Raw genomic sequence first — 23,452 nt, forward strand, 5'->3', positions numbered from 1 at the left:
CTATATTCAATGGTATATTTGTATTTTATGTATTTCTATTGAAAAATAAATATAGTGCTTTACAGATAAATGTCTTTTATTGTACTAAGATCTATATAAATAATCATAAATATCTGGTTTACTAATAAAAAGATAAAATATTAAAAAGCAGCATATAATGGCAAAATGTACCAATCATAATAAAAATATGAAAAATCTCATGTGAACCGAAGTAGATATGCTTTTCATTAAATGCTTTAAGCTTGAAGGCATAAATTATCGCCCCGAGTGTGTAGGCAATACCTCCGAATAAAAGCCATAAAAACCCTGAAAGAGGCAGAGCTTTAAAAAGGGGCTTTAGGGCAAATATACAAAGCCAGCCCATTATAAGATAAATAGCGGATGAGAGCCATTTCGGGCAGCTGACAAAAAGAATTTTTAAAATGATCCCTCCCACAGCCAATAACCATATAGCAGCCAGTAAAAAGTATCCTGTCTTACCCTTAAGAGCTGTAAGACATACCGGAGTATATGTACCGGCAATAAGTACCGAAATCATGATATGGTCTATTTTGCGAAAAATCAATGTTTTTTTAAGATCCAATACCACAGAGTGATAAAGTGTACTGGCTGCATATAATAATGTGGTGGATAAAACAAAAACAAACATAGAAAAAGCAGTAATACGACCTCCATGTTCTATAGATCTTTGTATAAGCGGACCTGCTCCTATCCATAAAAGAATAAGCCCGATAAAGTGAGTAATGGCGGAACCCGGTTCTCTTATAGCTATGGATATGGTTCCCGGAAGTACACCGAATCTCGTCTTTTCTCTGTATTTTGAATTCATTTTAAAACCTCCTTAATGTAGTTTTTAAAACTATGTGTAATGTATTTAAATACTACATTATTTTTAAAGAGATTACAAGTAGTTAAAAATTAAAAAATAATAAAATAAGGAAAGAAAACCCACAAAATAAATAATAAAGCCGGTGCAAAGGCACCGGTTATTTTTCTTTTACAGTACTTTGAATTACGGTTTTTGACCATCTTTCATAGAACAGACTTCTATGTCTTGCTGATTTTATAATAGCCATCAACAAAAACAGGAAGTATAAAAGTGAGGTTAAAAGTTCTATGGTAGCATATGCCATATCTTTTGAGGGATCCTCATTCATTAAAATAAAGTTTTCAAGCATTCTTCGAAGATGCATCGGAATAAAAAAATAAACTCCGAAGAAAAGCAAATATCTTAAAAAATAGGCATAAAATGGAGGTCGTACTCCCTCAACAGAAAAAATAGCGGTACTGGTAATAAATTTCCCAAAAGTTTTACCCTTAAACAGTATGGGGAAAACTGAAAAATATGCCAAAACAGCGATTTCAAATGAAGAAAGCAAAGAGAAATTCCTAAGTAAAAACTCACAAAGTATTGTCATTATGCCTACAAAAAACATATCAAAAAGGAATGCTATAAAGCGTCTCATCAAAGAAACTTCCCTGCCTCTTCTATAGCTTATTTCATCCAGTTCATCTCTTGATGGAAGCAGCAGCATAAGCGGTCCCATAAGAATATAGCCGAGCAGACCTCCAAAGGTGTTTACGATAAGGTCATCCACATCAAATAATCTGTAGCTTCCGGGGTATAAAAAGTAAAGTCCTGTAAGCTGTGTTATTTCAAAAAATAAGGACAGCAGAAATGAAAAAAGCACAGTTTGAAAAAAAGGTCTTTTAAAATAGTAACGCATATACATACCGAAAGGTACAGCCAAAAACAGGTTTAGAATATTTACCAAAAAGGCTTTATTAAGAACCAATGTCAGCCATGTCTTCGGTTGGTCTTTAATAATATGCGATCTTTTTAATATATCCTTTACAAATAAAAAAGGTTCCAGCTGCATTTTATGACTGTGAAGTGTAGCCGCCTTTTCCGGTGAGGGAAGAGGAAGTATTACCAGGCAGTACATACATAGGATATAAAAGATAAAAGAATAGACAAGTATGACTTTTAAGCTCAGTACAGAGCCGTATTTATGGTAGTTATAGGCGATATAGGGCAATGTAAATATAGCTACCACAAAGGGAAATAATACAACTGCCTGAAAAGAAATCTCTAAATATTGATTCATATTTCCTCCCAAAAATAAAACAGATTAAAATGATATAATACCCGCCGATATAGCAATGTATAAATTTCATATCAAAATATCTGTCATAAAATTATATGCTTTATTATACCCTTTAATAATATATTTAATCAATAAATATAGTTGATATTATTTCTAAAGATTGAGGATAAGTATTATTGTATATGGATATGCTGTTGCAGAATATTTTCGACTATTATAGAAATAACTTAAAATGAGAATGGATATAAAGATAAATTAAACATATAAAAATACTTGATTTTCACCTCTAAGTACAATAAAACGATACTTAGAGGTGAAAATATATTAAAAAGATTTATCAATTAAATCTCTTTTACATACTGTTGAATTGCATCACACAGATACTGTGCCATACCTTCTCCGAATTTGTCCATATTATCTTTAAATTCCGGATTTTTAACATATCCATAGCCTATGCTTGAAAATATATCCGCACTACATTCAAAAGAATATTCACAAATATGTTTATGAAGCTTTTTTGCCAGTTCGGTATTTTCTTTTGATGTAGCCTTAAGTCCCTTTGACATATTATCCGATATTGCAAAAAAGATATTATTAAAACCGTCGGCAATTTCTTGTTCTCTTCCTTTTTGCTTTTTAACGGCTTTCTCAATAACTTCCTTTCCATAAAGGTCTATTGCTTTTTGTTTATATTTTTCATTGTCCTGATATGCAAAACCTTTGAATTTTTCTTTTGTTGACATAGTAATTTTCCTTTCTCTTGATTTGATCGTCTTTTCCAATGTATCAATAAGTGTTAAGAGTTTTTGCTTTTCTTTCTGCATCAAAACAAGTTGTTTCTTTAGATGATGGAGTATTTCCGGATCTTCCTGTTTTAATAATTCTTTTATCTGTTTTAAAGGAAATCCCAGATATTTATAAAACAATATCATTTGCAAAAAAGACATATCATCCTCGGAATAATATCTGTACCCGTTTTCATTTTTTTTAGGTGAAAGCAAACCTATTTCATCATAATGGTGTAAAGTGCGCACCGATACACCGCTTATTTCACTAACCTTTTTAATTAAAAACATTTGAAAACCTCCTAACAAGGATAAGTATAAACTATGACGCAATGTCAGAGTCAATACTTTGAATTAAAGATTATTTAGTAGAGATGAAATTTGTATTAAAATTTTAAGCCCGGAACCCTTTTTGTGGTAAAATAAATATAAGAAGAAATTTTTTTGTACAGGAGGCAGTTTGGATGAAGAGTAGTATATTTGATTTTATTGTATATAAAATAATTATGTCTGTTCCGGTAAGTATAATTGCCAACATAATTTTTGCGTATATGTTTTTTATTGCAATATTGACATGGTTTCCATTTGAGAGACCGCCTATAGATAATGGTCGTCATATGATTTACATAATTTTTAGTTACATGATGGCTATAGTGCCGTTTTATTTATTCAATATAGTAAGATTTAAAGCAATGAATAGAGGAAAATTAAGTTATGGAATATTTTGGTTTATATTATCCTTTACTCCGATATATTTATTTATATTGATATTATTATCATCAATATGGAATATATTAAAAATATGAAATACGTTAAATCAACAGGTATGTTAATGTATAAGATAGAATTATTTTATAAATTATGATATAATCCTACGGATTTCATTTAATTTAAGACTGTTTTCAAGTGATTTATAAAGAATGTAAATAGTAGGAGGATATTTTGGAGAGAGAAAGGTTAAAATCAAGGCTCGGGTTTATTCTTATTTCAGCTGGATGTGCAATAGGTATAGGTAATGTATGGAAATTTCCGTATATGACAGGAAAAGGCGGCGGCGGTGCTTTTGTACTGCTGTATTTAGTATTTTTATTTATGCTTGGATTGCCGATAATGACAATGGAGTTTTCAATAGGTAGAGCTGCAAGAAAAAGTCCGGTACTTGCATATCAAAGACTGGAACCCGCCGGAAGTAAATGGCATATACATGGAATAGTGGCACTTATAGGAAATTATCTTTTAATGATGTTTTATACCACTGTATCAGGATGGATGCTTCATTACTTCTACCTTACAATAACAGGACAATTTGAAGGTTTGGATTCGGACGGAGTATTGAATGTCTTTAATACAATGCTTTCACAGCCTGCTATTATGATTTTTTGGATGGTGGTCGTGGTAGTTACAGGTATGTTTATAGTATCAAGAGGGCTTGAGGCGGGATTAGAGAATATTACAAAGATAGTAATGGTAACCTTGCTTGTAGTAATGATTATACTGGCTGTAAACTCATTCTTTTTAAAGGGAGCAGGAGAGGGACTTAAATACTATCTTATACCCAATATAGGAAGAATAAAGGAAACAGGTATCGGTAATGTAATCACAGGTGCAATGAATCAGGCATTCTTTACATTAAGCCTTGGAATAGGTGCAATGCTTATATTCGGAAGTTATATAAGTAATGACAGAAGTATGCTTGGAGAGTCTGTAACAATAGTCATACTGGATACCTTTGTAGCTATAGTATCCGGACTTATTATATTCCCTGCAACCTTTACCTATGGTGTAGACCAGACTTCAGGTCCGGCACTTATATTTATTACTTTGCCGAATATCTTTAATAAGATGCCTCTTGGAAGGCTCTGGGGAAGTTTTTTCTTTATATTTATGTCATTTGCTGCATTCTCTACAGTGCTTGCGGTATTTGAGAATATAGTTTCATGCGGTATGGATCTTACAAAGAAGTCAAGAAAACAGGTAAGTCTTTTTAATTTGATAGTAATAATAGTACTTTCATTACCATGTGTATTTGGTTTTAGTGTATGGGCATTTGATTGGTTAAAGCCTTTTGGCGGAACAATACTTGATCTTGAGGATTTCCTTGTAAGTAATATAATATTGCCGCTCGGTTCTTTGGTATATCTCTTATTTTGTGTAAGCAGATATGGCTGGGGATGGGATAACTATCTCAAAGAATGCAATAAGGGTGACGGTCTTAAGATGAAAAACCGGATGAGATTTTATCTTACCTATATATTGCCGGTTATAGTTGTATTTATATTTGTTTTTGGAATATACGATAAATTTTTTAAATAAGAAATAAAAAAAATCAGCCGGGAACTGTCAAAGTTGTGGCTGATTTTTAATTTATTAAGAATATTAGCACTCAAACCTTGACACTGCTAATAAAAGGTGGTATAAAATTACATAGTTAAACTTTTAAATATTTAGGAGGAATACAAAATGAAGTTAGTACCTTTATTTGACAGAGTGGTTTTAAAGCAATTGGTTGCTGAAGAGACAACAGCATCAGGTATTGTGCTTCCGGGACAGGCAAAGGAGAAGCCTTCACAGGCTGAGGTTGTGGCAGTAGGACCGGGCGGCGTTGTAGACGGAAAAGAAATAAAGATGCAGGTTAAGGTAGGGGACAAGGTTATTTATTCCAAGTATGCCGGTACAGAGGTTGAGCTTGATAAGGTAGAGTATATCGTTGTTAAGCAAAATGATATTTTGGCAGTAATCGAATAATCCGATTTTTTATAAATTTTAAAGGAGAAAAAAATGGCTAAGGATATTAAATATGGCGTTGAAGCCAGAAAAGCATTGGAAGCCGGTGTAAATAAGCTGGCTGATACAGTAAGAGTTACATTAGGACCTAAGGGAAGAAATGTTGTACTTGATAAATCATTCGGTACACCGCTTATTACAAATGACGGTGTGACCATCGCAAAGGAAGTGGAGCTTGAGGATGCATTTGAAAATATGGGTGCACAGCTTGTAAAGGAAGTTGCTACAAAGACAAATGATGTGGCAGGTGACGGTACAACTACAGCTACAGTTCTTGCACAGGCAATGATAAATGAGGGAATGAAAAACCTTGCGGCAGGTGCCAATCCAATAGTTCTTCGTAAGGGAATGAAGAAGGCTACAGATGTTGCAGTGGAAGCTATTGCAAAGATGAGCGAGCCTATAAAGGGAAAAGAGCAGATTGCAAGAGTTGCAGCTATTTCTGCAAGTGATGATGAGGTTGGAAGCCTTGTAGCCGATGCTATGGAGAAGGTAACCAATGAGGGTGTTATTACTATCGAAGAGTCAAAGACAATGAAAACGGAGCTTGACCTTGTAGAGGGTATGCAGTTTGACAGAGGATATATCTCAGCATATATGTGTACAGATATGGAGAAGATGGAAGCAAATCTGGATGATCCGTATATCCTTATTACAGATAAGAAAATCTCAAATATTCAGGACATATTGCCATTACTTGAGGAGCTTGTTAAATCAGGACAGAAGCTCTTTATTATAGCAGAGGATGTTGAGGGTGAAGCACTTACAACACTTATTGTAAATAAGCTTAGAGGAACATTCAATGTTGTAGCTGTAAAGGCACCGGGATATGGTGACAGAAGAAAAGATATGTTAAAGGATATCGCTGTTCTTACAGGCGGTACAGTTATAAGTGATGAGCTTGGACTTGATCTTAAGGATGCTACACTTGCAAGTCTTGGACGCGCAAAGAGTGTTAAGGTTCAAAAAGAAAATACCGTTATTGTAGACGGACAGGGTTCAAAGGCTGATATTGAAAAGAGAGTTGCTCAGATCAAAGCTCAGCTTTCAGAGACTACATCAGAGTTTGATAAAGAGAAATTACAGGAGAGACTGGCAAAGCTTTCAGGCGGTGTTGCAGTTATAAGAGTAGGTGCCGCTACAGAAACTGAGATGAAGGAAGCAAAACTTCGTATGGAAGATGCCCTCAATGCTACCAGAGCGGCTGTTGAGGAAGGTGTTATTTCAGGTGGAGGTTCTGCCTATATCCATGCAAGCAAGGAAGTTGAAAAGCTTGTAGCTACTCTTGAAGGTGATGAGAGAACAGGTGCAAAGATTATTCTTAAGGCACTTGAGGCTCCGCTTTTCAGAATAGTTGAGAATGCGGGACTTGAAGGAAGCGTTGTTGTAAATAAGGTAAGAGAATCAAGTGAGGGTGTCGGATTTGACGCTTATAGAGAAGAGTATGTGGATATGGTAAAGGCAGGCATCTTAGATCCTGCAAAGGTTACAAGATCTGCACTTCAAAATGCTAATTCAGTAGCATCTACACTGCTTACAACAGAGTCGGCAGTAGCAAATATTAAAGAGGATGTTCCGGCAATGCCTGCAGGCGGCGGAATGGGAATGATGTAATATAAGGCTTTATAATTAAAAGCTTCTATAGGCATACTTTGGAAACAAGGTATGCCTTTTTTATATTCAAAATCCTAAAAAATATACAATAAGCTGTATTTAAAATGATATTACTGTAATATATCATAAAAATAACAGATTATTTTCGTTATTGTGCATAATATATTTTTTGTTTAATGAAGATTATAATTTTGTTAAAGTGTATCTGAGCAACAGAAAACTTTTGTTAGAGTTTGTGTTTTGCACATTGAGGAGGAGCTTATGAAAAGAATTCTAAAATTAGTAATTATAGGGTTTATTACGGTAATATTATTGCTTATTTCAGGTTGTAGAAATAAATTAAAAAATGTAGAAAATTCGGATTTAGAACATCAGGATTTAAAATACTCTGATACAGAATACTCAGATAAATATATTGGAGAGGTAAGTAAAAATGTATATGTAAATAAAATGTTTCAGATAAAACTTAACGGAAAAGTACATAATATGTATGTGATTGGCAGAGAAGAAATAGAAGGTATGGAAGAATACTCGGATACGGATTCTACACAGACCGGTAAAGACAAAAGAAATTATATAAATGATATGGAAGCCATGGATAAGTCAGATGCACACAGATATGTCAGCATAAAGATATATAGAGAAACTGAAGAAAAAGGCATGGAAAAACATATTGAAGCTGAGCTCCAAAAACAGAAAAAAGAATATGAAGGATATGATAATAACGAAGTTAAATTATCGACAGCGATATTAGTAGATAAAGAAGTACAGAGCATAGATATTCGCTTAAACGGAGGAGGAATAGAATATGCTGAAAGTATTTTATATACGAAAGTTGATGATTATTTTATTGAGATAAAAGTTGAGGGCAAAGACAGCAAAGATATTCAAGAAGTTTTGAGTATGTTTGTAGCTCCGGATTATGAAGAGTATGTAGAACCCAAATATATTTTTGATTTAGATGAAAATGTAAAGTTTTCCGTCGGTGAAATTGAAAACGGCATATATACAAATAAGATGCTTAACTTAAAAGTTGACGGTAAAGCTAATGATTTAAGGTTTAGCAATGATGAGGAAATTAAAGATAAGTTCGGATATAATGATTCTGACAGAGCAGATATAGAGTCTGTAAAAGAGGTTTTAAATAAAGGTGATTATTTTGTAGATATGCATGCGACTACACCTGATAATAAAGTAGCTATTGCGGTATTTGTCTATAGATCCGATTATGATTTGAATACATTCCTTGAAAAAGAACTTAATAAACTGAAAAAAGACTTTGATGGAAGAAAGAAAACAATAGAGTTATTTGGAGAAGAGGTTCCGGGTATAGAATTTGAAAAAATTTATTATTACGAAACATCAACCATAGAGTTGGCATTTATAAAAAGAGGAGAATATATAACAGTTATTTCTTCAGGTGGAGAATATTCATCGGCACCAAAAGATGGCTTTAAATTATTTGAAGTATTGGATAATCAAGTTGAGTTTGATAGTGATGAAATAACAGATTCTTCAGAGAGTATAAATGAGAATGATGAGAGTATGAAAATTGGTGATAATGATTTTAAGTTTTCTATTGGTGAGATAAACAACGGTATTTACACAAACAAGATGTTCGGAATCAGATTTGATGAAAAATCACTTGGCATGAAGATAAAAAGTAGGGAAGAAGAAAATAATAGATTTTATAGTACCGATGAAAAAAAGTGGGATATTGATGAGGTATTGGAACTTCTCGAAAGTGGTGATAGATTTGTAGATATGCGTGCAGATATTGAAAATGGAGGTATATTAGTTGTTATGATAAAAAAGGAGGATATGCTAAAGGATCTTGACAGCTATATAAACAGGCAAGTGGTTGTATTCAAAGATAGATATGATATGAATGGTACATACGCAGAAGTAAAAAAAGATGAAGCTGAATTTTTGGGAGAAACCGGACCATACATAATTATACACATAAAAAAATATGGGCAGAGCTTATATAAAAGAGTTGTATATTTAAAAGTTGGGAATTATATTGCTGAGATATATGCATTTGCCGGTGATGAGTTATCAGCAAAACAAATGATAGATACTATCAGTAAAATTGAGGAATAAATATATTTGGAGGAGACTATGAAGAGAATTTTTAAATTAGGAATGATAGCTTTTGCCCTGTCACTTTGTTTTTCAGGATGCGGTACAAAAGAAGGTAGAAAATTAAGTGAAACTGTCAGTGAGTTCAAAGCTGAGGATATTTCTTTGGGAGAAGTGGTTGACGGAGTATATACAAGCAAAATGCTTAATTTAAAGTTTGACGGAAATGCCAATGATATGGATGTAACTGCAGAAGAGGAATTTACCAACAGGCTGGACGGCAAAGTTGTAAAAAGGTCTGATATGGATGCCGTACATGACAGACTTGATAAGGGCTATTATATAAGAGATATGGAAGGCATTGATAATAAAAATCCCGGTAATTATGTAGAGGTAATGATATATAAGGATAAAAACCATGAAATGAAAAACGGTTTGGAAAAGTATATTGATAATGAGGTGAAAAAGCAAGAAGGTGAGCAAAAAGAGAGATTTAAAAATCCTAAAGTAAAAAAGACAATAAGAGATTTTCTGGGAGAAAAGCTGTTTAGTGTGGATATCATCATAGATGAGGACGGTATAGAATCTGCCGATGCTACATTATATAAGCAGTTAGGTGAATACTTTATAGAAATTTATGTAAGAGGCGAAAAGAGTGAGGATATTGATAAGTATTTAGGAATGTTTGAAAAGTATACAGGCTCTGATGATAATGAAAAGAGCTCTAAATCCGAAGAATCCGGTAAAACAGATACTAAATCGGATATAGAGTTTTCAAAGGGTGAGATAATTAATGATGTATATACAAACAAGATGCTTGATATACAATTTGATGCAAAGGCAAACGGCTATGTTTTTGATGAAGTGGCAACAAGTATTATGGATCCGATATCGGAAGAAGATATGATATCGTATATCAAAAAAGGCGGCGCTGCTGTTGATATGGTGGTTGCCAAAGAGACTGATAATGCACAAAAGTTGGTAGTTTCAATATCAGAAAATAGTGGACAATTAGATAAATTCTTAGAGAAACAGTTAAAAAAAGATTCCAAGGCGGAAAGATTAACTGTTACAATTTCCGGAAAGGATGTACCTTGTTTATTTACTGAAGGAAGGGATAAAGACAGTAAATATCAATATACAGCCTATATAGAGGCAGGAGATTATATAGGAGTAATAAGTTCTAACGGACCTGATAAAGACAGTGCAAAAGCGGCTTTTGATTTGTTTACAAAAATATCTGAAAGCAGTTTAACTTCCGGTGAGGTGCAGACAGATATATCAGGTGAAGGAATAATACCCGGAAAAATAATTGATAATGTTTATAGCAATGAAATGATGAATATAAAATTTGATGCCAATGCGACAGGTCTGGAGTTTGTAAGCGATGAAGGACTTAAAAACATGGGAAATGGCGGTATAGAAAGATCGGATATAGCTGCTGTAAATAAGTATATTAAAGATGGTAGGGCATTTATAGATATGTTCTTAACAGACAGTACAGATACTACAAAGAGAATAAGTGTTTCATTGGCAGAAAACAATATAAAAATACCTATGGATGAATATTTGGATGCACAAAAAGAAATAATGGAAAAACAATTTAGTAAAGCTCCAAAAGAACAATTAAACAGCTTTGAAATAAAAAAAGGACAAGCAGGCTTTCTTGGAGAAGAAATACAATGTTTAGATATTGATGTGGATACCACAGTGGCAAAACAGAGTCAAAAATATCTTTTTATTCCAAAAGATGATTATATGATGATAGTAGTATCAAGCGGGCAGGATGAGGCATCGGCACAGGCAGCACTTGATTTATTTAAAACTATTGAATAGTTTTTTATACAGCATAATTTAAAACAAGTTATGCCCTTGTATTTATAAAACATATTATTAAATAAAAATTAATACAAAGCCTAAATCTTTCTTATGGTATATTTTGTATAATCATTCCGATAATAAATCGTGGAGGAAAAATGAGAAAAAATTTTAAAATTATTATGGGAATGATAGTGCTATCTGCATTATCTTTTACGGCGTGTAAGTCGGTTGAAAAGAAGGAAGATGCCGTTACTACAGAGGCTGCTGAAACAAAAAGCAGTATTGATGAAACTACAGAGGCAAAGAAAGATAATACCGGAGGAACTTCACTTACTTTAGGACAGATAGATGGTGAAGTGTACACTAATAAGATGTTTAATATTAAGTTTGACGCAGGTGCAAACCAAATGACATTACTTACCGACTCGGAGCTGGGGCAGATGGGAAATTCCACGGATAGGAATGATTTGGATGCTGTCAAGTCAATTCTTGATAGCGGAAATGTATTTATGGATATGTATGCAAATGGTGAAGAGCATTTTAGGAGTGCCAATGTAATAATTGAGAATATATCAGGAAAAGGCGTAAAGAATGCAAAAGAATATGCGGATAAGAGTGTTCCCTTACTTAAGAATGAGTTTGAAAGTATGGGATTTACTGAAATCAATATAGAAAGCAAAGAAGAAAAGTTTTTGGGTGAGGATATTGCAAGTATTATTATTTCAATCACTGCAAACGGTACCACACAATACCAAAAGCAGGTGATTATAACAAGGGGTGATTATGTAGGAATAATCACAGTTACAGGAAAAGATGAAGCTGATGCACAGAGTCTTTTAGATATGTTTACAAAAGCTGAATAATATTACATAAAATCTTCCAAAATAGATTAGGTTTGGAAGATTTTTTATATATTATATTCGCTTATTTTAAATAAAAACTTAATGCAATGTATAAAGCTTTAGTATATTTTGTCTTGTATAATCATTATAAAAAAATCATTTTAAATTGGAGGAAATATGAGAAAGAAATTTAAGTTAACAGTATTTGCTATAGCATCAATATTGGTGTTAACAGCATGTGCAGGTAAGGAAAAAGCACAAACAACAGCTGCAAGTGAAAGTGTTGCCGTAACAAAGAGCAGCGAAACAATGGTAGAGTCTCTTACAGAGTTCGATAAAAAGAATGAAAGCACAAAAGATATAGGTGAATTAAAAGGAGTGGCGGATGGTAATGTTTATACAAACAAAGCTTTGAATATAAAGTTTGACGCCGCAGCCAATAATATGAATCTGGCAGGAGAAGAGGAACTTTCAGCTATAGGGCAGGAAAGTCCTGAAGGGTATATGGATATGTATGCCTATGACAGTGCTTATACAAAAATAGCAATGCTTGGCATATTAAATCCTGAAATCACAGATATTAAAGCATATATGGAAAAAACAGTCGAGGAACAAAAGAAAATAAATGAAGAGTATAAAGTTGAGAATGCAAAGTTAGAAATAACAACCACAAAATTACTTGGTGAGGATGTACCATGTATTTACAATGAAGTAACTTCAGGTGATGTAACACAGTATAATATACAGGCTTTTATAAAGTCGGGAGATCGTATAGTAAATATTGTCTATGTCACAACGGATGCAAATTTAGCTAAGACGGGAATGGATATGTTCACAAAGGCAGAGTAGTATGTTTTGGGATAAAATAAAAGAGGCTTTTTCAAAAAAGGAAAATAATGATAATAAAGCAATTATAAATACACAAAAAACAGAGAAAAACAGATTTACCATGGTGGTAAAATCAGTAAATAAAGAAAATACAGAGGGTATTTTTTTGGAGGGCTTTGTCTGCGGTACGGTAGGAAAGGAAGAAGTTACTCTCTTATTTAAGGACGGCAGAATATCACATCTTAAAATTGCAAAAATTAAAGATAAGACAGATAATGAACGTGAGTTTATAAAAGATTCATACGCAAAACTTTTCTTTGAAGGTATGAAGGGGAATACCTCAGACTTTAAATATGCTTTGATTACAAATATTGAATATCAGATAGAAGCGGATGTAAATAGGGCTGCTGAAAATCCCTATATACTGGGACTTTTATATGAATATGAAGATACATATACAGATGAAGATTTTATAAATTTGTTTTTCCGTGAAATGGTCAGGGCACATTATTTGCTGCCTGTAAGTATATCCGGAAATATGGAGGGCAGAGGAGAAATTACTCTAAAAGAAGATACCAAAATAGATGTATACGGTATCGGACTTGAAGGAGGGATAAATGCACTGCCTGTATTTACAGATTGGATTGCGGTGAAAAATTGGGCGGATAATACTTTGACTGATTGGAAACAGCAGACTGTAATTGTAAGATTTCCTGATATTTTAGGCTTTTTAAATAGCAGTGAAGGCTTTATTATCAATCCTTATGGACCACATTCATTCTATATGAACTCAAAAAGTATAGAAAGTATAGTTAATTCATCAGGCTATAAAAGTGAATTCGGTGAGGCTAAGATAGAAAGAAAGGTCGCAAAGGGTGGAGAAAAGAATCTTTTGGGATATCCCGCAGATAATGAAGAAGTATTGGCAATAAAAAGAAGACTGAAAGCTTTTGGAAACTCTCACAGCGAAATAAATATGATTGATATTATGCTTAGAGTAGATGAAGAGGGTATAGAATCTTATTTGATTATAATAGATATAGATGATACAGATGTCAGAAAATATTATACAGCTATTTATGAAAATTGCAGGGATTTGTTACATCATATAGTATATATGGATTTTGCTACATTGGAGCAGGCATATTTTGCAAAGGATATGATGAGAAATCCTCCTCTTTATAAAAAAATACGGCAAATATCTTAATTATTATATAAGCTTGTTTAAAAAAATATTTACATTTTAATCACATTGTTGTAATATCTCATTGTAATTAAAAACATTTCAATTTTACAATGTTCAAAATTGATTATTACACGGAGAAGTGATATGAAGAAAAATATTTTTGCAGCCTTGTTATTTTTAACAATGGCAGTAACAGCATGCAGCGGGGGAACCAAGGCGGAGACTTTAGCTGAAAGCACACAGGCTGAATCAACTGTAGAAGAAACAACTACAGAAGAACCTACTACAGAGGAGACAACTACACAGGCGGAGGTTTTAAAACAAGATACTCATACAGAAGAAGATATACAGTATTATAGAGGAAGAAAAGAAAATTCCGTATATACAAATGAGGTTTTTAATATCAAATTTGATGCACCTGCAAATAATTATAAGATGGAAACCAGAGAAAATATTGCCCAAATGAGAGATATTTTTATAAAGCAGTCGGGTATCTCGGAGGAAGTGGCTGATGAAAGTATATATATGGATGTATATGCTACAAGTGAGAACGGAACAGGTGTCAGCAATGTAAATGTGGTTATTGAAAAAATGGGCACTCCTTTTGAGAATGAGACAGAGCTTGAAAAAGTGGTGGCAAGACTGCAGGAGCAGTATAAGGCAGCCGGTATGGTAAATGTCAGTGTAGAGAGCGGCAAGGCTATGTTTACAGGTAAGGAAACCATTGCAATGAGTGCAACAGATACTACCGGAGATTATACGGTATATAGAAAACAGATTTATATAAAGTCCGGAAACTTTATGGCGATTATTACAGCCAGCAGTATTTCTGAAGAAAGAGCACAAAAGGCACTGGATACATTTACAGCATTAAGATAAAAAATTATAGCGAGTTTATCTCGCTATTTTTTATTGCTTTTATTTAGTTATATTATGGTTTAAAATAAAGAGGTATTATTTTATAGGAAGGGGGATAGTGTGAAAAATGCTTTGCATCACTATTTGTGTCGCTCTCATGCGGTAGAATGGAGATTAAAATGAAAAGATGGCAGATATCAGAGTCCATAATAGTTGGGGTACTTTTGGCACTTTCCGGGGGTTTTATGGATGCTTATTCATATATAAACCGTGGAAAGGTTTTTGCAAATGCCGAAACGGGTAATATAATATTGATGACATTAAAGATATGTGAAGGCAAGTTTTTAGATTCAATAAATTATCTTATACCGATATTGTCCTTTGCCATAGGTGTGGCTGTATGTGAGATAATAAAGCACAGAAAAGAAAAAATAAATATTATACATTGGAGACAGATAATAGTGGTATTTGAGATAGCTGCATTTGTGTTTGTAGCTTTTTTGCCTCAAGATATGAACCAAGTAGCCAATTCAATAATATCTATGATATCAGGAATACAGTTTGCCACATTTCCAAAGGTTAGAGGTACAGCTATGGCAACTACTATGTGTACCGGAAATCTAAAAAGTGGAACACAGAATCTGTATCGTGGAATAAAAACTAATGATAAGTCTGCACTTGAAAAAGGGCTTTACTATTATATCTGTATATTTGTATTTATTATGGGTACTATGATGGGATATTTTGCTGTTAATTTTTTTGCTGAAAAGGCTATTTTATTTGCGGCAGGAATGATGACAGTGATTTTTTTAATAATGTTCAAGGAATTTGAAAATTGATATTTGAAAGGAGTTTTTATGTATTTTGCAATGGAGGACAGATATGAGCAAATGAGATATGCTCATTGTGGAAGCAGCGGTTTAAAGTTGCCATTGGTATCACTGGGGCTTTGGCATAATTTCGGGGATTTTTCCAATCTTGAAACTATGAAGGATATTTTATTTACAGCCTTTGACAATGGTATCACTCATTTTGATTTGGCAAATAACTACGGACCTGCACCTGGAAGTGCGGAGAAAAATTTCGGAATAATACTGAAAGAAGAACTTTCTAAGTACAGAGATGAAATGATTATCAGTAGTAAGGCCGGATATACTATGTGGGAAGGTCCTTATGGCGACTGGGGAAGCAGAAAATATCTGATAGCAAGTATTGACCAAAGCCTAAAGAGAATGGGACTTGAATATGTGGATATCTTTTATCATCACAGAATGGATAAGAACACTCCGCTTGAAGAGACCTGTGGCGCACTGGCACAGATAGTAAGCAGCGGTAAGGCATTATATGTGGGACTTTCAAACTATGACGGTGAAACATTAAAGCAGGCTACAAAAATATTAGACGAGCTTAAGGTTCCTTTTATAATAAATCAAAACAGATATTCAATATTTGACAGAACCATTGAAAATAACGGTCTAAAAGATATGGCAGCAAAGTTAAAAAAGGGAATTATCTCATTCAGCCCTCTTGCACAGGGACTTTTAACCGACAGATATCTTAATGGAATACCTTCAGACAGCAGAATAGTAACTGACGGAAGATTTTTAAAGGAAGATAATCTGACGACAAAGAAAATGGAAGCAATAAGCAAATTAAATGATATTGCAAAAGAAAGAGATCAGAGCCTTGCACAAATGGCACTTGCCTGGGTACTTAGAGACGGTATAGTGACTTCAGTACTTATAGGTGCCTCAAAGTCATCACAGGTACTTGATAATATAGCGGCTATAAATAAGGTTTGTTTCAGTGAGGAAGAATTAAAGAAAATAGATGAGATAGTAAAAGAATATGAATAGAAAAGTTCTTATAAAACTTTTTATTTCGACTCTGTACTTGAGTGCATTTACCTTTGGTGGGGGGTATGTAATAGTTACTCTGATGAAGAAAAAGTTTGTAGATGAATATAATTGGATTGAAAATGATGAGATGCTTGATTTGGTGGCTATTGCACAGTCTGCACCGGGAGCCATTGCTGTAAACGGAGCTATTGTGGTCGGTTATAAGATTGCAGGGATAGCGGGAGTTATAGTGGCAATATTTGCCACCGTTATTCCTCCGTTTTTGATAATTTCTGTTATATCAATGTTTTATGTTATGTTTAGGGATAACAGATTTATTGCATATATGCTTGAAGGCATGCAGGCTGGAGTAGGTGCCGTGATTGCTTCTGTAAGCTGTCAGATGGGAGCGGATATAGTAAAGAAGGGCTTTTTTAATATCATTATAATGTTGACAGCCTTTGTTCTCAATTTTTATTTGAAAGTAAATGTGGTATATATTATATTAGTCTGTATTTTAGTAGGAATTATAAAGGCCTTATTATCAAGAAATGTGGAGAAAAGTAAATGATTTATCTAAAATTGTTTATAAGTTTTTTAAAAATAGGAGCCTTCAGTTTTGGCGGAGGTTATGCGGCAATGCCCATCATCCAGAGTGAAGTGGTGGATACATACCATTGGCTTACTTTGGAAGAGTTTACGGATCTTATTACCATATCACAGATGACACCCGGACCTATCGCAGTAAATTCAGCTACCTTTGTAGGTATCAGAATAGGTGGAATACCGGGTGCATTGGTTGCTACTTTTGGTTGTATACTTCCTGCCAGTCTGCTTTTGATTTTTCTGTCATGGATGTATATGAAATATAAAAAGCTCACTATACTGCAAACAATACTTTCTGTTTTAAGACCGGCGGTAGTGGTTTTGATTGCAATATCCGGAATAAAGATATTGCAATCAGCCTTTGGATTGAATGAATTTATATTAGAAAACCTTAGATTGCATATGTTGTTTATATTTGTAATATGTTTGGTACTTTTGATAAAGTATGAAAAGAATCCTATACTTGTAATGGTTTTGGCAGGTTTATTAAATCTGTTATACAATATAATATTTCTATAAAACAAAAGCTGTAGAAAAATATTCATTGATATTTTCTACAGCTTTTTATTATTTTATACTTTTCCTGTACTCTGATGGAGCAAATCCCTTTACCTTGTGAAAAAGTCTGCTAAAGTAGAGCGGATTATCATATCCTACAATTCTTGATATTTCGGATATGGAGTATTTAGTGGTTTCAAGAAGCAACTGTGCATTGGAAATTCGGGTTGCAACAATAAAATGCATAGGAGTGATACCGGTAAATTTTTTGAAATTTCTTATAAACCAACTGATACTCATACCTCTTGAAGATGCATACTCTTCAATACTGATATCACTACTGTAGTTATCAGTGAAATACTGAGTCGCCATATCCATTTCATTGTCCAGATAAATATCCGAAATCTTTCTTTCTTTTTGAAGTTCTCTATATATGCAGATAAGTAGCTGACGCATAAGTATTGAGAGCATTTCTTCATAATTATTCTGATAACGCTGTAACTCTGAGATCATTTTTTTATAAATTCTTTCATATTCCAAAGATGTACCTACAAAGAAATAGTGTAAATCATCTTTAATGCCGTATCTCCTCAATATATTTTTGACATCACTTCCTGTGAAATGAACCCAATACACTTCCGTTTTATCAATACTATAGTATTCATATTTTTGAAATTCCTTCGGGCGAAACAAAACCATATTTCCGGCTTTAATAACTGTTTCATTTTCCTTATTATCAAAATGAAAATATACCTGCCCTGCACTTATATAAATGAGTTGATAGTCAAGGCGTCCACGAGGTCGGTAAGTAGGAAGTTTTGGTGTAGTGAGCAGACGATAAGTACCACAGCTTCCGACAATAAGCGGCTTTGATTTGTCTTTAAAGTCTATGGCGGAATTGTGCATATAACCGCAATTTAAATACATAAGACCTCCTAATCAGTGTTTTTATAATTGTATCATTTTGTGCATATTATATCCATTATAGTTTATAGAAAAAAGTGTATAAAAACATTAGAATAAAAATAACCAGAAGTTGTGCGAAAGTAAAATTAAATATTATAGTATGATATTGTTCATATAAAAGGAGGTTAAAATGATTGTACCGCGTTATTATGAGGATCTGAGTGTTTTACATGAGAACACTATGCCTGCAAGAGCATATTATATTCCGGCTTCAAAGAGAATGGATAATCTTGTGGAGCATCGAGAAAGCTCAGACAGGATTCAGTTTTTAAACGGTATATGGAAGTTTAAGTATTTTGAGAGTATCTATGATGTAAAGGAAGAGTTTTATAAACCGGGATTTGATGTATCCGAATATGTAGATATGAAAGTGCCCGGAGTATGGCAGAATGAGGGTTATGACTGTCATCAGTATACAAATATCAAATATCCTTTTCCCTTTGATCCGCCATATTTGCCACAGGATATTCCATGTGGAGCTTATGTCTATGAATTTAATTATAGTGAGGATGAGAAAGCTAAAAAAGCATTTTTGAATTTTGAAGGTGTGGACAGTTCATTTTATTTGTGGATAAACGGTTCATATGTGGGCTACAGTCAGGTACCTCATGCTACAAGTGAATTTGATATTACGGATGTAATAAAAGACGGAAAGAATACTATTGCTGTTTTGGTAATGAAATGGTGTGACGGTTCTTACCTTGAGGATCAGGATAAGTTCCGTATGACCGGAATTTTCAGAGATGTATATATCTTAAAAAGACCGGAGGCTGCTATAAGAGATTATAAAGTAAGTACAGAAGAAGGAAAGCTAAAACTGGATATTGAACTTACAGATCGGGTAAGGGTGAAAATAGCTCTTGAGGATAAAGCAGGAAATGAAACAGCAAGAGGCGAAATAGATAAAAGCGGAAGCATTGAGTTTGAAGTTTTGGATCCTGTTCTTTGGAATACTGAAAATCCATATCTTTATACCTTGATACTTGAAACAGAAAATGAAGTTATTATTGAGTATGTAGGATTTAGAAGTGTTGAGATCCTTGATAAGGTACTTTATTTTAATAATCAAAATATAAAGTTTAGAGGAGTTAACAGACATGACTCGGATCCTGTAACAGGATTTACTATAGGTATGGAACAACTGATGACAGACCTTACTTTGATGAAGCAGCATAATTTTAATGCTATCAGAAGTAGTCATTATCCAAATGCCCCGTATTTTTATCAGCTATGTGATAAGTTTGGATTTATGGTTATTGATGAGGCGGATATTGAGGCACATGGACCGGTTATGCTCTATAGAAAAGAGGATAATGATTATAACAGATTCAAAAGATGGAATGAGAAAATAGCAGATGATCCTGCATGGGAAGAATCTATTCTTGACAGAGTAAAGCTTATGGTACAAAGAGATAAGAACAGACCTTCCATCGTAATGTGGTCAATGGGAAATGAGAGTGCCTACGGATGCAATTTTGAAAAGGCACTTAAGTGGACAAAGGAGTTTGATCATTCAAGAATTACACAGTATGAGAGTGCAAGATACAGAAATTATGATGTGGTATATAATTACGATCATCTGGATATATACAGCAGAATGTATCCGAAACTTGATGAAATCAGAGAATATCTAAAAAATGACGCAAGCAAGCCGTTCTTGTTGGTGGAGTATTGCCACAGTATGGGAAACGGACCGGGAGATTTTGAGGATTATTTTGAGCTTATTCAAGGAAATGACCTTATGTGCGGAGGTTTTGTATGGGAGTGGTGTGATCATGCAATATATAAGGGGAAAGACGAAAACGGCAAAGCTATGTACTACTATGGCGGTGACCATGGAGAAATTGTACATGACTTAAACTTCTGTATGGACGGACTGGTATATCCGGATAGAAGACCTCATACAGGACTCTTAGAATATAAGAATGTTTACAGGCCTGCAAGAGTGGTTTCATATAATGAGGAAAGCGGAAAGCTGATACTTCACAACTATATGGATTTTGATGATTTAAAGGACTTTGTAGATGTTTTTTATGAAGTAAATTGCGACGGAATAGTTGTTGAGTCAGGTGTTTTGGAACTTCCATCCATCAAGTCACATAGTGAGAAGGAGCTGGAGCTTAATATAAAGATTCCAAATAAGGGCAAGGTATTCCTTAAGCTTATTTATAAACTTAAAAAAGAAATGCCATTAATACAAAAGGGATATGAACTTGGATTTGATGAAGTAAAGATTAAAAATACAGACGGAAGAAATCAAAATGCGCTTAGATGGCTGGATAGAGAAATTACTTTATCAGATATGGAAGTTGCAGAAGATGATACATCGGTAATTATTAGGGGACAGTCATTTACCTATACTTACAGCAAGAAAAACGGAATGTTTGAATCTTTGGTATTTGCAGGAAGAGAATATATTAACAGTCCTATGGAGCTTAATATTTGGAGAGCACCTACAGATAATGATATGTATGCAAAGCTTGAATGGAAGAAGGCAAAGTATAATGAAGCATATGTAAGAGCTTATGAAACAGATATAATACAGTCGGAAAAATATGTAGAGATATCGGTAAAAACTTCCATGTCGGCGGCAAGTATTCAAAAGATTTTGGATGCAAATATCATTTGGAGGATTGACTGTATGGGAGCAATAACATCATCCATCCATGTTATAAAGGATGAAGAGTTCCCCGATTTACCAAGATTTGGAATAAGATTATTCCTTGATAAGAAACTTGAAAATGTTTCCTATTTTGGTATGGGACCTTATGAGAGTTATAGAGATAAACATCATTCTACAAGCCATGGTATTTACAGAGCAAAGTTGAGTGAGATGCATGAAGATTATATAAATCCGCAGGAAAACGGTAGCCATTATGACTGTGACTATGTGGAGCTTGCAAACGGGCAGTTCGGTATGGTGGCTGCAGCCAAAAAAACTTTCTCATTTAATGCTTCGGTTTATACACAGGAAGAGCTTGAAAGAGCGGCACATAATTTTGAACTTGAAGAGTCTGACAGCACAGTTCTCTGCCTCGATTATGCTCTAAACGGTATAGGTTCAAACAGCTGTGGACCGGTTGTAATAGATAAGTATAGATTTAATGATACGGAATTTGATTTTGAAATAAGGATAATACCTTTTGTGAAGTAAAAATATATACGAGGAGAGTTTCTATGGAAGAAAAGAAATATTTAAAGTGGTATAACAAGGTGGGTTACGGTTCTGGAGATATAGCCGGGAATGTAGTCTATGCACTTTTAGCTGCATTTGTAATGATATACTTAACAGATATCATAGGCTTGAATGCAGGTATAGTAGGAACATTGATTGCTGTTTCAAAGATTTTTGACGGTATCAGTGATGTGTTCTTCGGTGCAATGATAGATAAGACCAATACCAAAATGGGTAAGGCAAGACCTTGGATGTTATATGGATATTTCGGATGTGCCATATGCTTGATAGCAATATTTTGCATTCCTGTGGATATGGGAAGAAAAGCTCAGTATGCCTGGTTTTTTATAGCATATACATTATTAAATGCAGGATTTTATACAGCCAATAATATTGCATATTCAGCACTTACCGCACTTATTACAAAGAATAATTCCGAGAGAGTTCAGATGGGCTCTATCAGATTTATGTTTGCCTTTGGAACAAGCATGCTTATTCAGGCGGTAACAGTCGGAGTTGTGGCAAAGCTTGGCGGCAATGCAGCGGCTTGGAGAACAGTTGCCATTATATATTCCATTATCGGAGTTATCTCAAATACCGTATCGGTATTATCAGTTAGAGAACTTTCAGATGATGAACTCTCTGAAGGAAAAATTGAAGATGAACCACAGGAAAAATATAATCTTATTGATGCATTTAAGATACTTGTTCACAATAAGTATTTCCTTATGATCTGCGGTGCTTATCTTTTGATGCAGCTTTATTCCGCAACACTTGGAATGGGTATTTACTTTATGAAGTATGTACTTGGAGATGACGGACTGTTTGGAACATTCTCCTGGGCTATTAATATTCCTATGATTGCGGGACTTTTAGTAACACCTGTTCTTGTGTCAAGACTTCACGGTATGTATAAACTCAATATAGCCGGATATATAATAGGTACTGCCGGTCGTCTGTGTGTGGTTATTGCGGGATATATGGGGAATATTCCTCTTATGCTTTTTTTTACAGCGATTGCAGCATTTGGTATGAGTCCTCTTCAAGGAGATATGAATGCTCTTATTGCAACGACCTCTGAATATACAAGACTTACAACAGGCAAGAAGGTGGACGGCACGATGTATTCTTGTACATCATTCGGAACTAAGGTAGGCGGCGGGCTGGGGACAGCTATCGCCGGTTGGATGCTTGCAGCAAGCGGATATGTGCAAAATGCCGTGGATCAGCCACAGTCCTGCGTAAATATGCTTTATATTATGTATTTATGGCTCCCGATGTTTTTTAATGTGTTGATAACTTTTATACTTATAAATCTGAATGTGGAAAAGGCAAATAAGGATATTCAAAAGCAAATATTGTGATAATTGTAAAACAGAATAAAATTTCTTTATTAATGCAATTTTTATCTATTGCAATTGGGGATTTATTGATTGATAATGAATGTGCAGAGTGTTTATA

General features: G+C 34.1%; 20 protein-coding genes. 16 read left to right on the top strand and 4 right to left on the bottom strand.

Annotated elements, in window-relative coordinates:
• Positions 1 to 121: 121 nt before the first annotated feature.
• The 3 genes from trhA to J4O15_RS04215 all read right to left on the bottom strand — a co-directional run bounded on the left by trhA (position 122) and on the right by J4O15_RS04215 (position 3,184).
• Positions 122 to 829 (bottom strand): PAQR family membrane homeostasis protein TrhA, encoded by a 708-nt coding sequence (gene trhA / locus J4O15_RS04205; protein ID WP_208099817.1) that lies wholly within the window; start codon positions 827 to 829, stop codon positions 122 to 124.
• Between the two features lie 157 nt (positions 830 to 986).
• Positions 987 to 2,108 (bottom strand): VanZ family protein, encoded by a 1,122-nt coding sequence (locus J4O15_RS04210; protein ID WP_208099818.1) that lies wholly within the window; start codon positions 2,106 to 2,108, stop codon positions 987 to 989.
• Positions 2,109 to 2,449: 341 nt separating this feature from the next.
• Positions 2,450 to 3,184, bottom strand: coding sequence for a MerR family transcriptional regulator (locus J4O15_RS04215; protein WP_208099819.1), 735 nt, complete (start codon positions 3,182 to 3,184; stop codon positions 2,450 to 2,452).
• A 173-nt stretch (positions 3,185 to 3,357) separates the two neighbouring features.
• On the opposite strand from J4O15_RS04215, the gene J4O15_RS04220 reads away from it, so the two are divergent.
• The 14 genes from J4O15_RS04220 to J4O15_RS04285 all read left to right on the top strand — a co-directional run bounded on the left by J4O15_RS04220 (position 3,358) and on the right by J4O15_RS04285 (position 17,871).
• On the top strand, positions 3,358 to 3,699 hold the full coding sequence (locus J4O15_RS04220) for a hypothetical protein (protein ID WP_208099820.1): 342 nt from the start codon (positions 3,358 to 3,360) through the stop codon (positions 3,697 to 3,699).
• A gap of 136 nt (positions 3,700 to 3,835) precedes the next feature.
• The gene (locus J4O15_RS04225; RefSeq protein WP_208099821.1) at positions 3,836 to 5,206 is read left to right on the top strand and encodes a sodium-dependent transporter; all 1,371 of its coding nucleotides are present in this window, start codon (positions 3,836 to 3,838) and stop codon (positions 5,204 to 5,206) included.
• 147 nt (positions 5,207 to 5,353) lie between these two features.
• On the top strand, positions 5,354 to 5,638 hold the full coding sequence (locus tag J4O15_RS04230; RefSeq protein ID WP_009220291.1) for a co-chaperone GroES: 285 nt from the start codon (positions 5,354 to 5,356) through the stop codon (positions 5,636 to 5,638).
• 33 nt (positions 5,639 to 5,671) lie between these two features.
• Positions 5,672 to 7,291: a chaperonin GroEL gene (groL, locus tag J4O15_RS04235; RefSeq protein ID WP_009220290.1), complete on the top strand. Its 1,620-nt coding sequence runs from the start codon at positions 5,672 to 5,674 to the stop codon at positions 7,289 to 7,291.
• 261 nt (positions 7,292 to 7,552) lie between these two features.
• On the top strand, positions 7,553 to 9,394 hold the full coding sequence (locus tag J4O15_RS04240; RefSeq protein ID WP_208099822.1) for a hypothetical protein: 1,842 nt from the start codon (positions 7,553 to 7,555) through the stop codon (positions 9,392 to 9,394).
• Positions 9,395 to 9,412: 18 nt separating this feature from the next.
• The gene (locus J4O15_RS04245) at positions 9,413 to 11,209 is read left to right on the top strand and encodes a hypothetical protein (protein WP_208099823.1); all 1,797 of its coding nucleotides are present in this window, start codon (positions 9,413 to 9,415) and stop codon (positions 11,207 to 11,209) included.
• A 140-nt stretch (positions 11,210 to 11,349) separates the two neighbouring features.
• On the top strand, positions 11,350 to 12,057 hold the full coding sequence (locus J4O15_RS04250) for a hypothetical protein (RefSeq protein WP_009220287.1): 708 nt from the start codon (positions 11,350 to 11,352) through the stop codon (positions 12,055 to 12,057).
• A 156-nt stretch (positions 12,058 to 12,213) separates the two neighbouring features.
• Positions 12,214 to 12,885: a hypothetical protein gene (locus tag J4O15_RS04255; RefSeq protein ID WP_208099824.1), complete on the top strand. Its 672-nt coding sequence runs from the start codon at positions 12,214 to 12,216 to the stop codon at positions 12,883 to 12,885.
• A 1-nt stretch (position 12,886) separates the two neighbouring features.
• On the top strand, positions 12,887 to 14,071 hold the full coding sequence (locus J4O15_RS04260) for an SseB family protein (protein ID WP_208099825.1): 1,185 nt from the start codon (positions 12,887 to 12,889) through the stop codon (positions 14,069 to 14,071).
• 123 nt (positions 14,072 to 14,194) lie between these two features.
• Positions 14,195 to 14,929, top strand: coding sequence for a hypothetical protein (locus J4O15_RS04265; protein WP_208099826.1), 735 nt, complete (start codon positions 14,195 to 14,197; stop codon positions 14,927 to 14,929).
• Positions 14,930 to 15,075: 146 nt separating this feature from the next.
• Positions 15,076 to 15,747, top strand: coding sequence for a YoaK family protein (locus J4O15_RS04270; protein WP_243761956.1), 672 nt, complete (start codon positions 15,076 to 15,078; stop codon positions 15,745 to 15,747).
• Positions 15,748 to 15,765: 18 nt separating this feature from the next.
• On the top strand, positions 15,766 to 16,764 hold the full coding sequence (locus tag J4O15_RS04275; RefSeq protein ID WP_009220282.1) for an aldo/keto reductase: 999 nt from the start codon (positions 15,766 to 15,768) through the stop codon (positions 16,762 to 16,764).
• Positions 16,757 to 17,317: a chromate transporter gene (locus J4O15_RS04280; RefSeq protein WP_009220281.1), complete on the top strand. Its 561-nt coding sequence runs from the start codon at positions 16,757 to 16,759 to the stop codon at positions 17,315 to 17,317. The genes J4O15_RS04275 and J4O15_RS04280 overlap by 8 nt, the downstream gene beginning before the upstream one ends.
• A complete protein-coding gene (locus J4O15_RS04285) occupies positions 17,314 to 17,871 on the top strand; it encodes a chromate transporter (protein WP_208099827.1) in 558 nt (185 codons plus the stop codon). Before J4O15_RS04280 ends, J4O15_RS04285 begins: the two co-directional genes overlap by 4 nt.
• A 48-nt stretch (positions 17,872 to 17,919) precedes the next feature.
• Here the strand turns inward: J4O15_RS04285 and J4O15_RS04290 are convergent, their stop codons facing one another.
• On the bottom strand, positions 17,920 to 18,777 hold the full coding sequence (locus tag J4O15_RS04290) for a helix-turn-helix domain-containing protein (protein ID WP_208099828.1): 858 nt from the start codon (positions 18,775 to 18,777) through the stop codon (positions 17,920 to 17,922).
• A gap of 169 nt (positions 18,778 to 18,946) precedes the next feature.
• On the opposite strand from J4O15_RS04290, the gene J4O15_RS04295 reads away from it, so the two are divergent.
• Together J4O15_RS04295 and J4O15_RS04300 are read left to right on the top strand one after the other, a co-directional pair.
• Positions 18,947 to 21,970, top strand: a complete 3,024-nt coding sequence (locus J4O15_RS04295; protein ID WP_208099829.1) for a glycoside hydrolase family 2 TIM barrel-domain containing protein — start codon at positions 18,947 to 18,949, stop codon at positions 21,968 to 21,970.
• A 23-nt stretch (positions 21,971 to 21,993) separates the two neighbouring features.
• Positions 21,994 to 23,355 carry an MFS transporter gene (locus tag J4O15_RS04300; protein WP_208099830.1) on the top strand — a complete coding sequence of 454 codons (1,362 nt, stop codon included), beginning with the start codon at positions 21,994 to 21,996 and terminating at the stop codon, positions 23,353 to 23,355.
• The last annotated feature ends 97 nt before the right edge of the window (positions 23,356 to 23,452 follow it).

Origin of the sequence: Lachnoanaerobaculum sp. Marseille-Q4761 (assembly GCF_017565785.1) — a bacterium.
In the GTDB taxonomy this organism is placed as follows: Bacteria; Bacillota; Clostridia; order Lachnospirales; family Lachnospiraceae; genus Lachnoanaerobaculum.

Coding starts and splice junctions, on each gene's coding strand:
- trhA (WP_208099817.1), bottom strand. CDS start 829: ATGAATTCAAAATACAGAGAAAAGACGAGATTCGGTGTACTTCCGGGA.
- J4O15_RS04210 (WP_208099818.1), bottom strand. CDS start 2,108: ATGAATCAATATTTAGAGATTTCTTTTCAGGCAGTTGTATTATTTCCC.
- J4O15_RS04215 (WP_208099819.1), bottom strand. CDS start 3,184: ATGTTTTTAATTAAAAAGGTTAGTGAAATAAGCGGTGTATCGGTGCGC.
- J4O15_RS04220 (WP_208099820.1), top strand. CDS start 3,358: ATGAAGAGTAGTATATTTGATTTTATTGTATATAAAATAATTATGTCT.
- J4O15_RS04230 (WP_009220291.1), top strand. CDS start 5,354: ATGAAGTTAGTACCTTTATTTGACAGAGTGGTTTTAAAGCAATTGGTT.
- groL (WP_009220290.1), top strand. CDS start 5,672: ATGGCTAAGGATATTAAATATGGCGTTGAAGCCAGAAAAGCATTGGAA.
- J4O15_RS04240 (WP_208099822.1), top strand. CDS start 7,553: ATGAAAAGAATTCTAAAATTAGTAATTATAGGGTTTATTACGGTAATA.
- J4O15_RS04245 (WP_208099823.1), top strand. CDS start 9,413: ATGAAGAGAATTTTTAAATTAGGAATGATAGCTTTTGCCCTGTCACTT.
- J4O15_RS04250 (WP_009220287.1), top strand. CDS start 11,350: ATGAGAAAAAATTTTAAAATTATTATGGGAATGATAGTGCTATCTGCA.
- J4O15_RS04255 (WP_208099824.1), top strand. CDS start 12,214: ATGAGAAAGAAATTTAAGTTAACAGTATTTGCTATAGCATCAATATTG.
- J4O15_RS04260 (WP_208099825.1), top strand. CDS start 12,887: ATGTTTTGGGATAAAATAAAAGAGGCTTTTTCAAAAAAGGAAAATAAT.
- J4O15_RS04265 (WP_208099826.1), top strand. CDS start 14,195: ATGAAGAAAAATATTTTTGCAGCCTTGTTATTTTTAACAATGGCAGTA.
- J4O15_RS04270 (WP_243761956.1), top strand. CDS start 15,076: ATGGAGATTAAAATGAAAAGATGGCAGATATCAGAGTCCATAATAGTT.
- J4O15_RS04275 (WP_009220282.1), top strand. CDS start 15,766: ATGTATTTTGCAATGGAGGACAGATATGAGCAAATGAGATATGCTCAT.
- J4O15_RS04280 (WP_009220281.1), top strand. CDS start 16,757: ATGAATAGAAAAGTTCTTATAAAACTTTTTATTTCGACTCTGTACTTG.
- J4O15_RS04285 (WP_208099827.1), top strand. CDS start 17,314: ATGATTTATCTAAAATTGTTTATAAGTTTTTTAAAAATAGGAGCCTTC.
- J4O15_RS04290 (WP_208099828.1), bottom strand. CDS start 18,777: ATGTATTTAAATTGCGGTTATATGCACAATTCCGCCATAGACTTTAAA.
- J4O15_RS04295 (WP_208099829.1), top strand. CDS start 18,947: ATGATTGTACCGCGTTATTATGAGGATCTGAGTGTTTTACATGAGAAC.
- J4O15_RS04300 (WP_208099830.1), top strand. CDS start 21,994: ATGGAAGAAAAGAAATATTTAAAGTGGTATAACAAGGTGGGTTACGGT.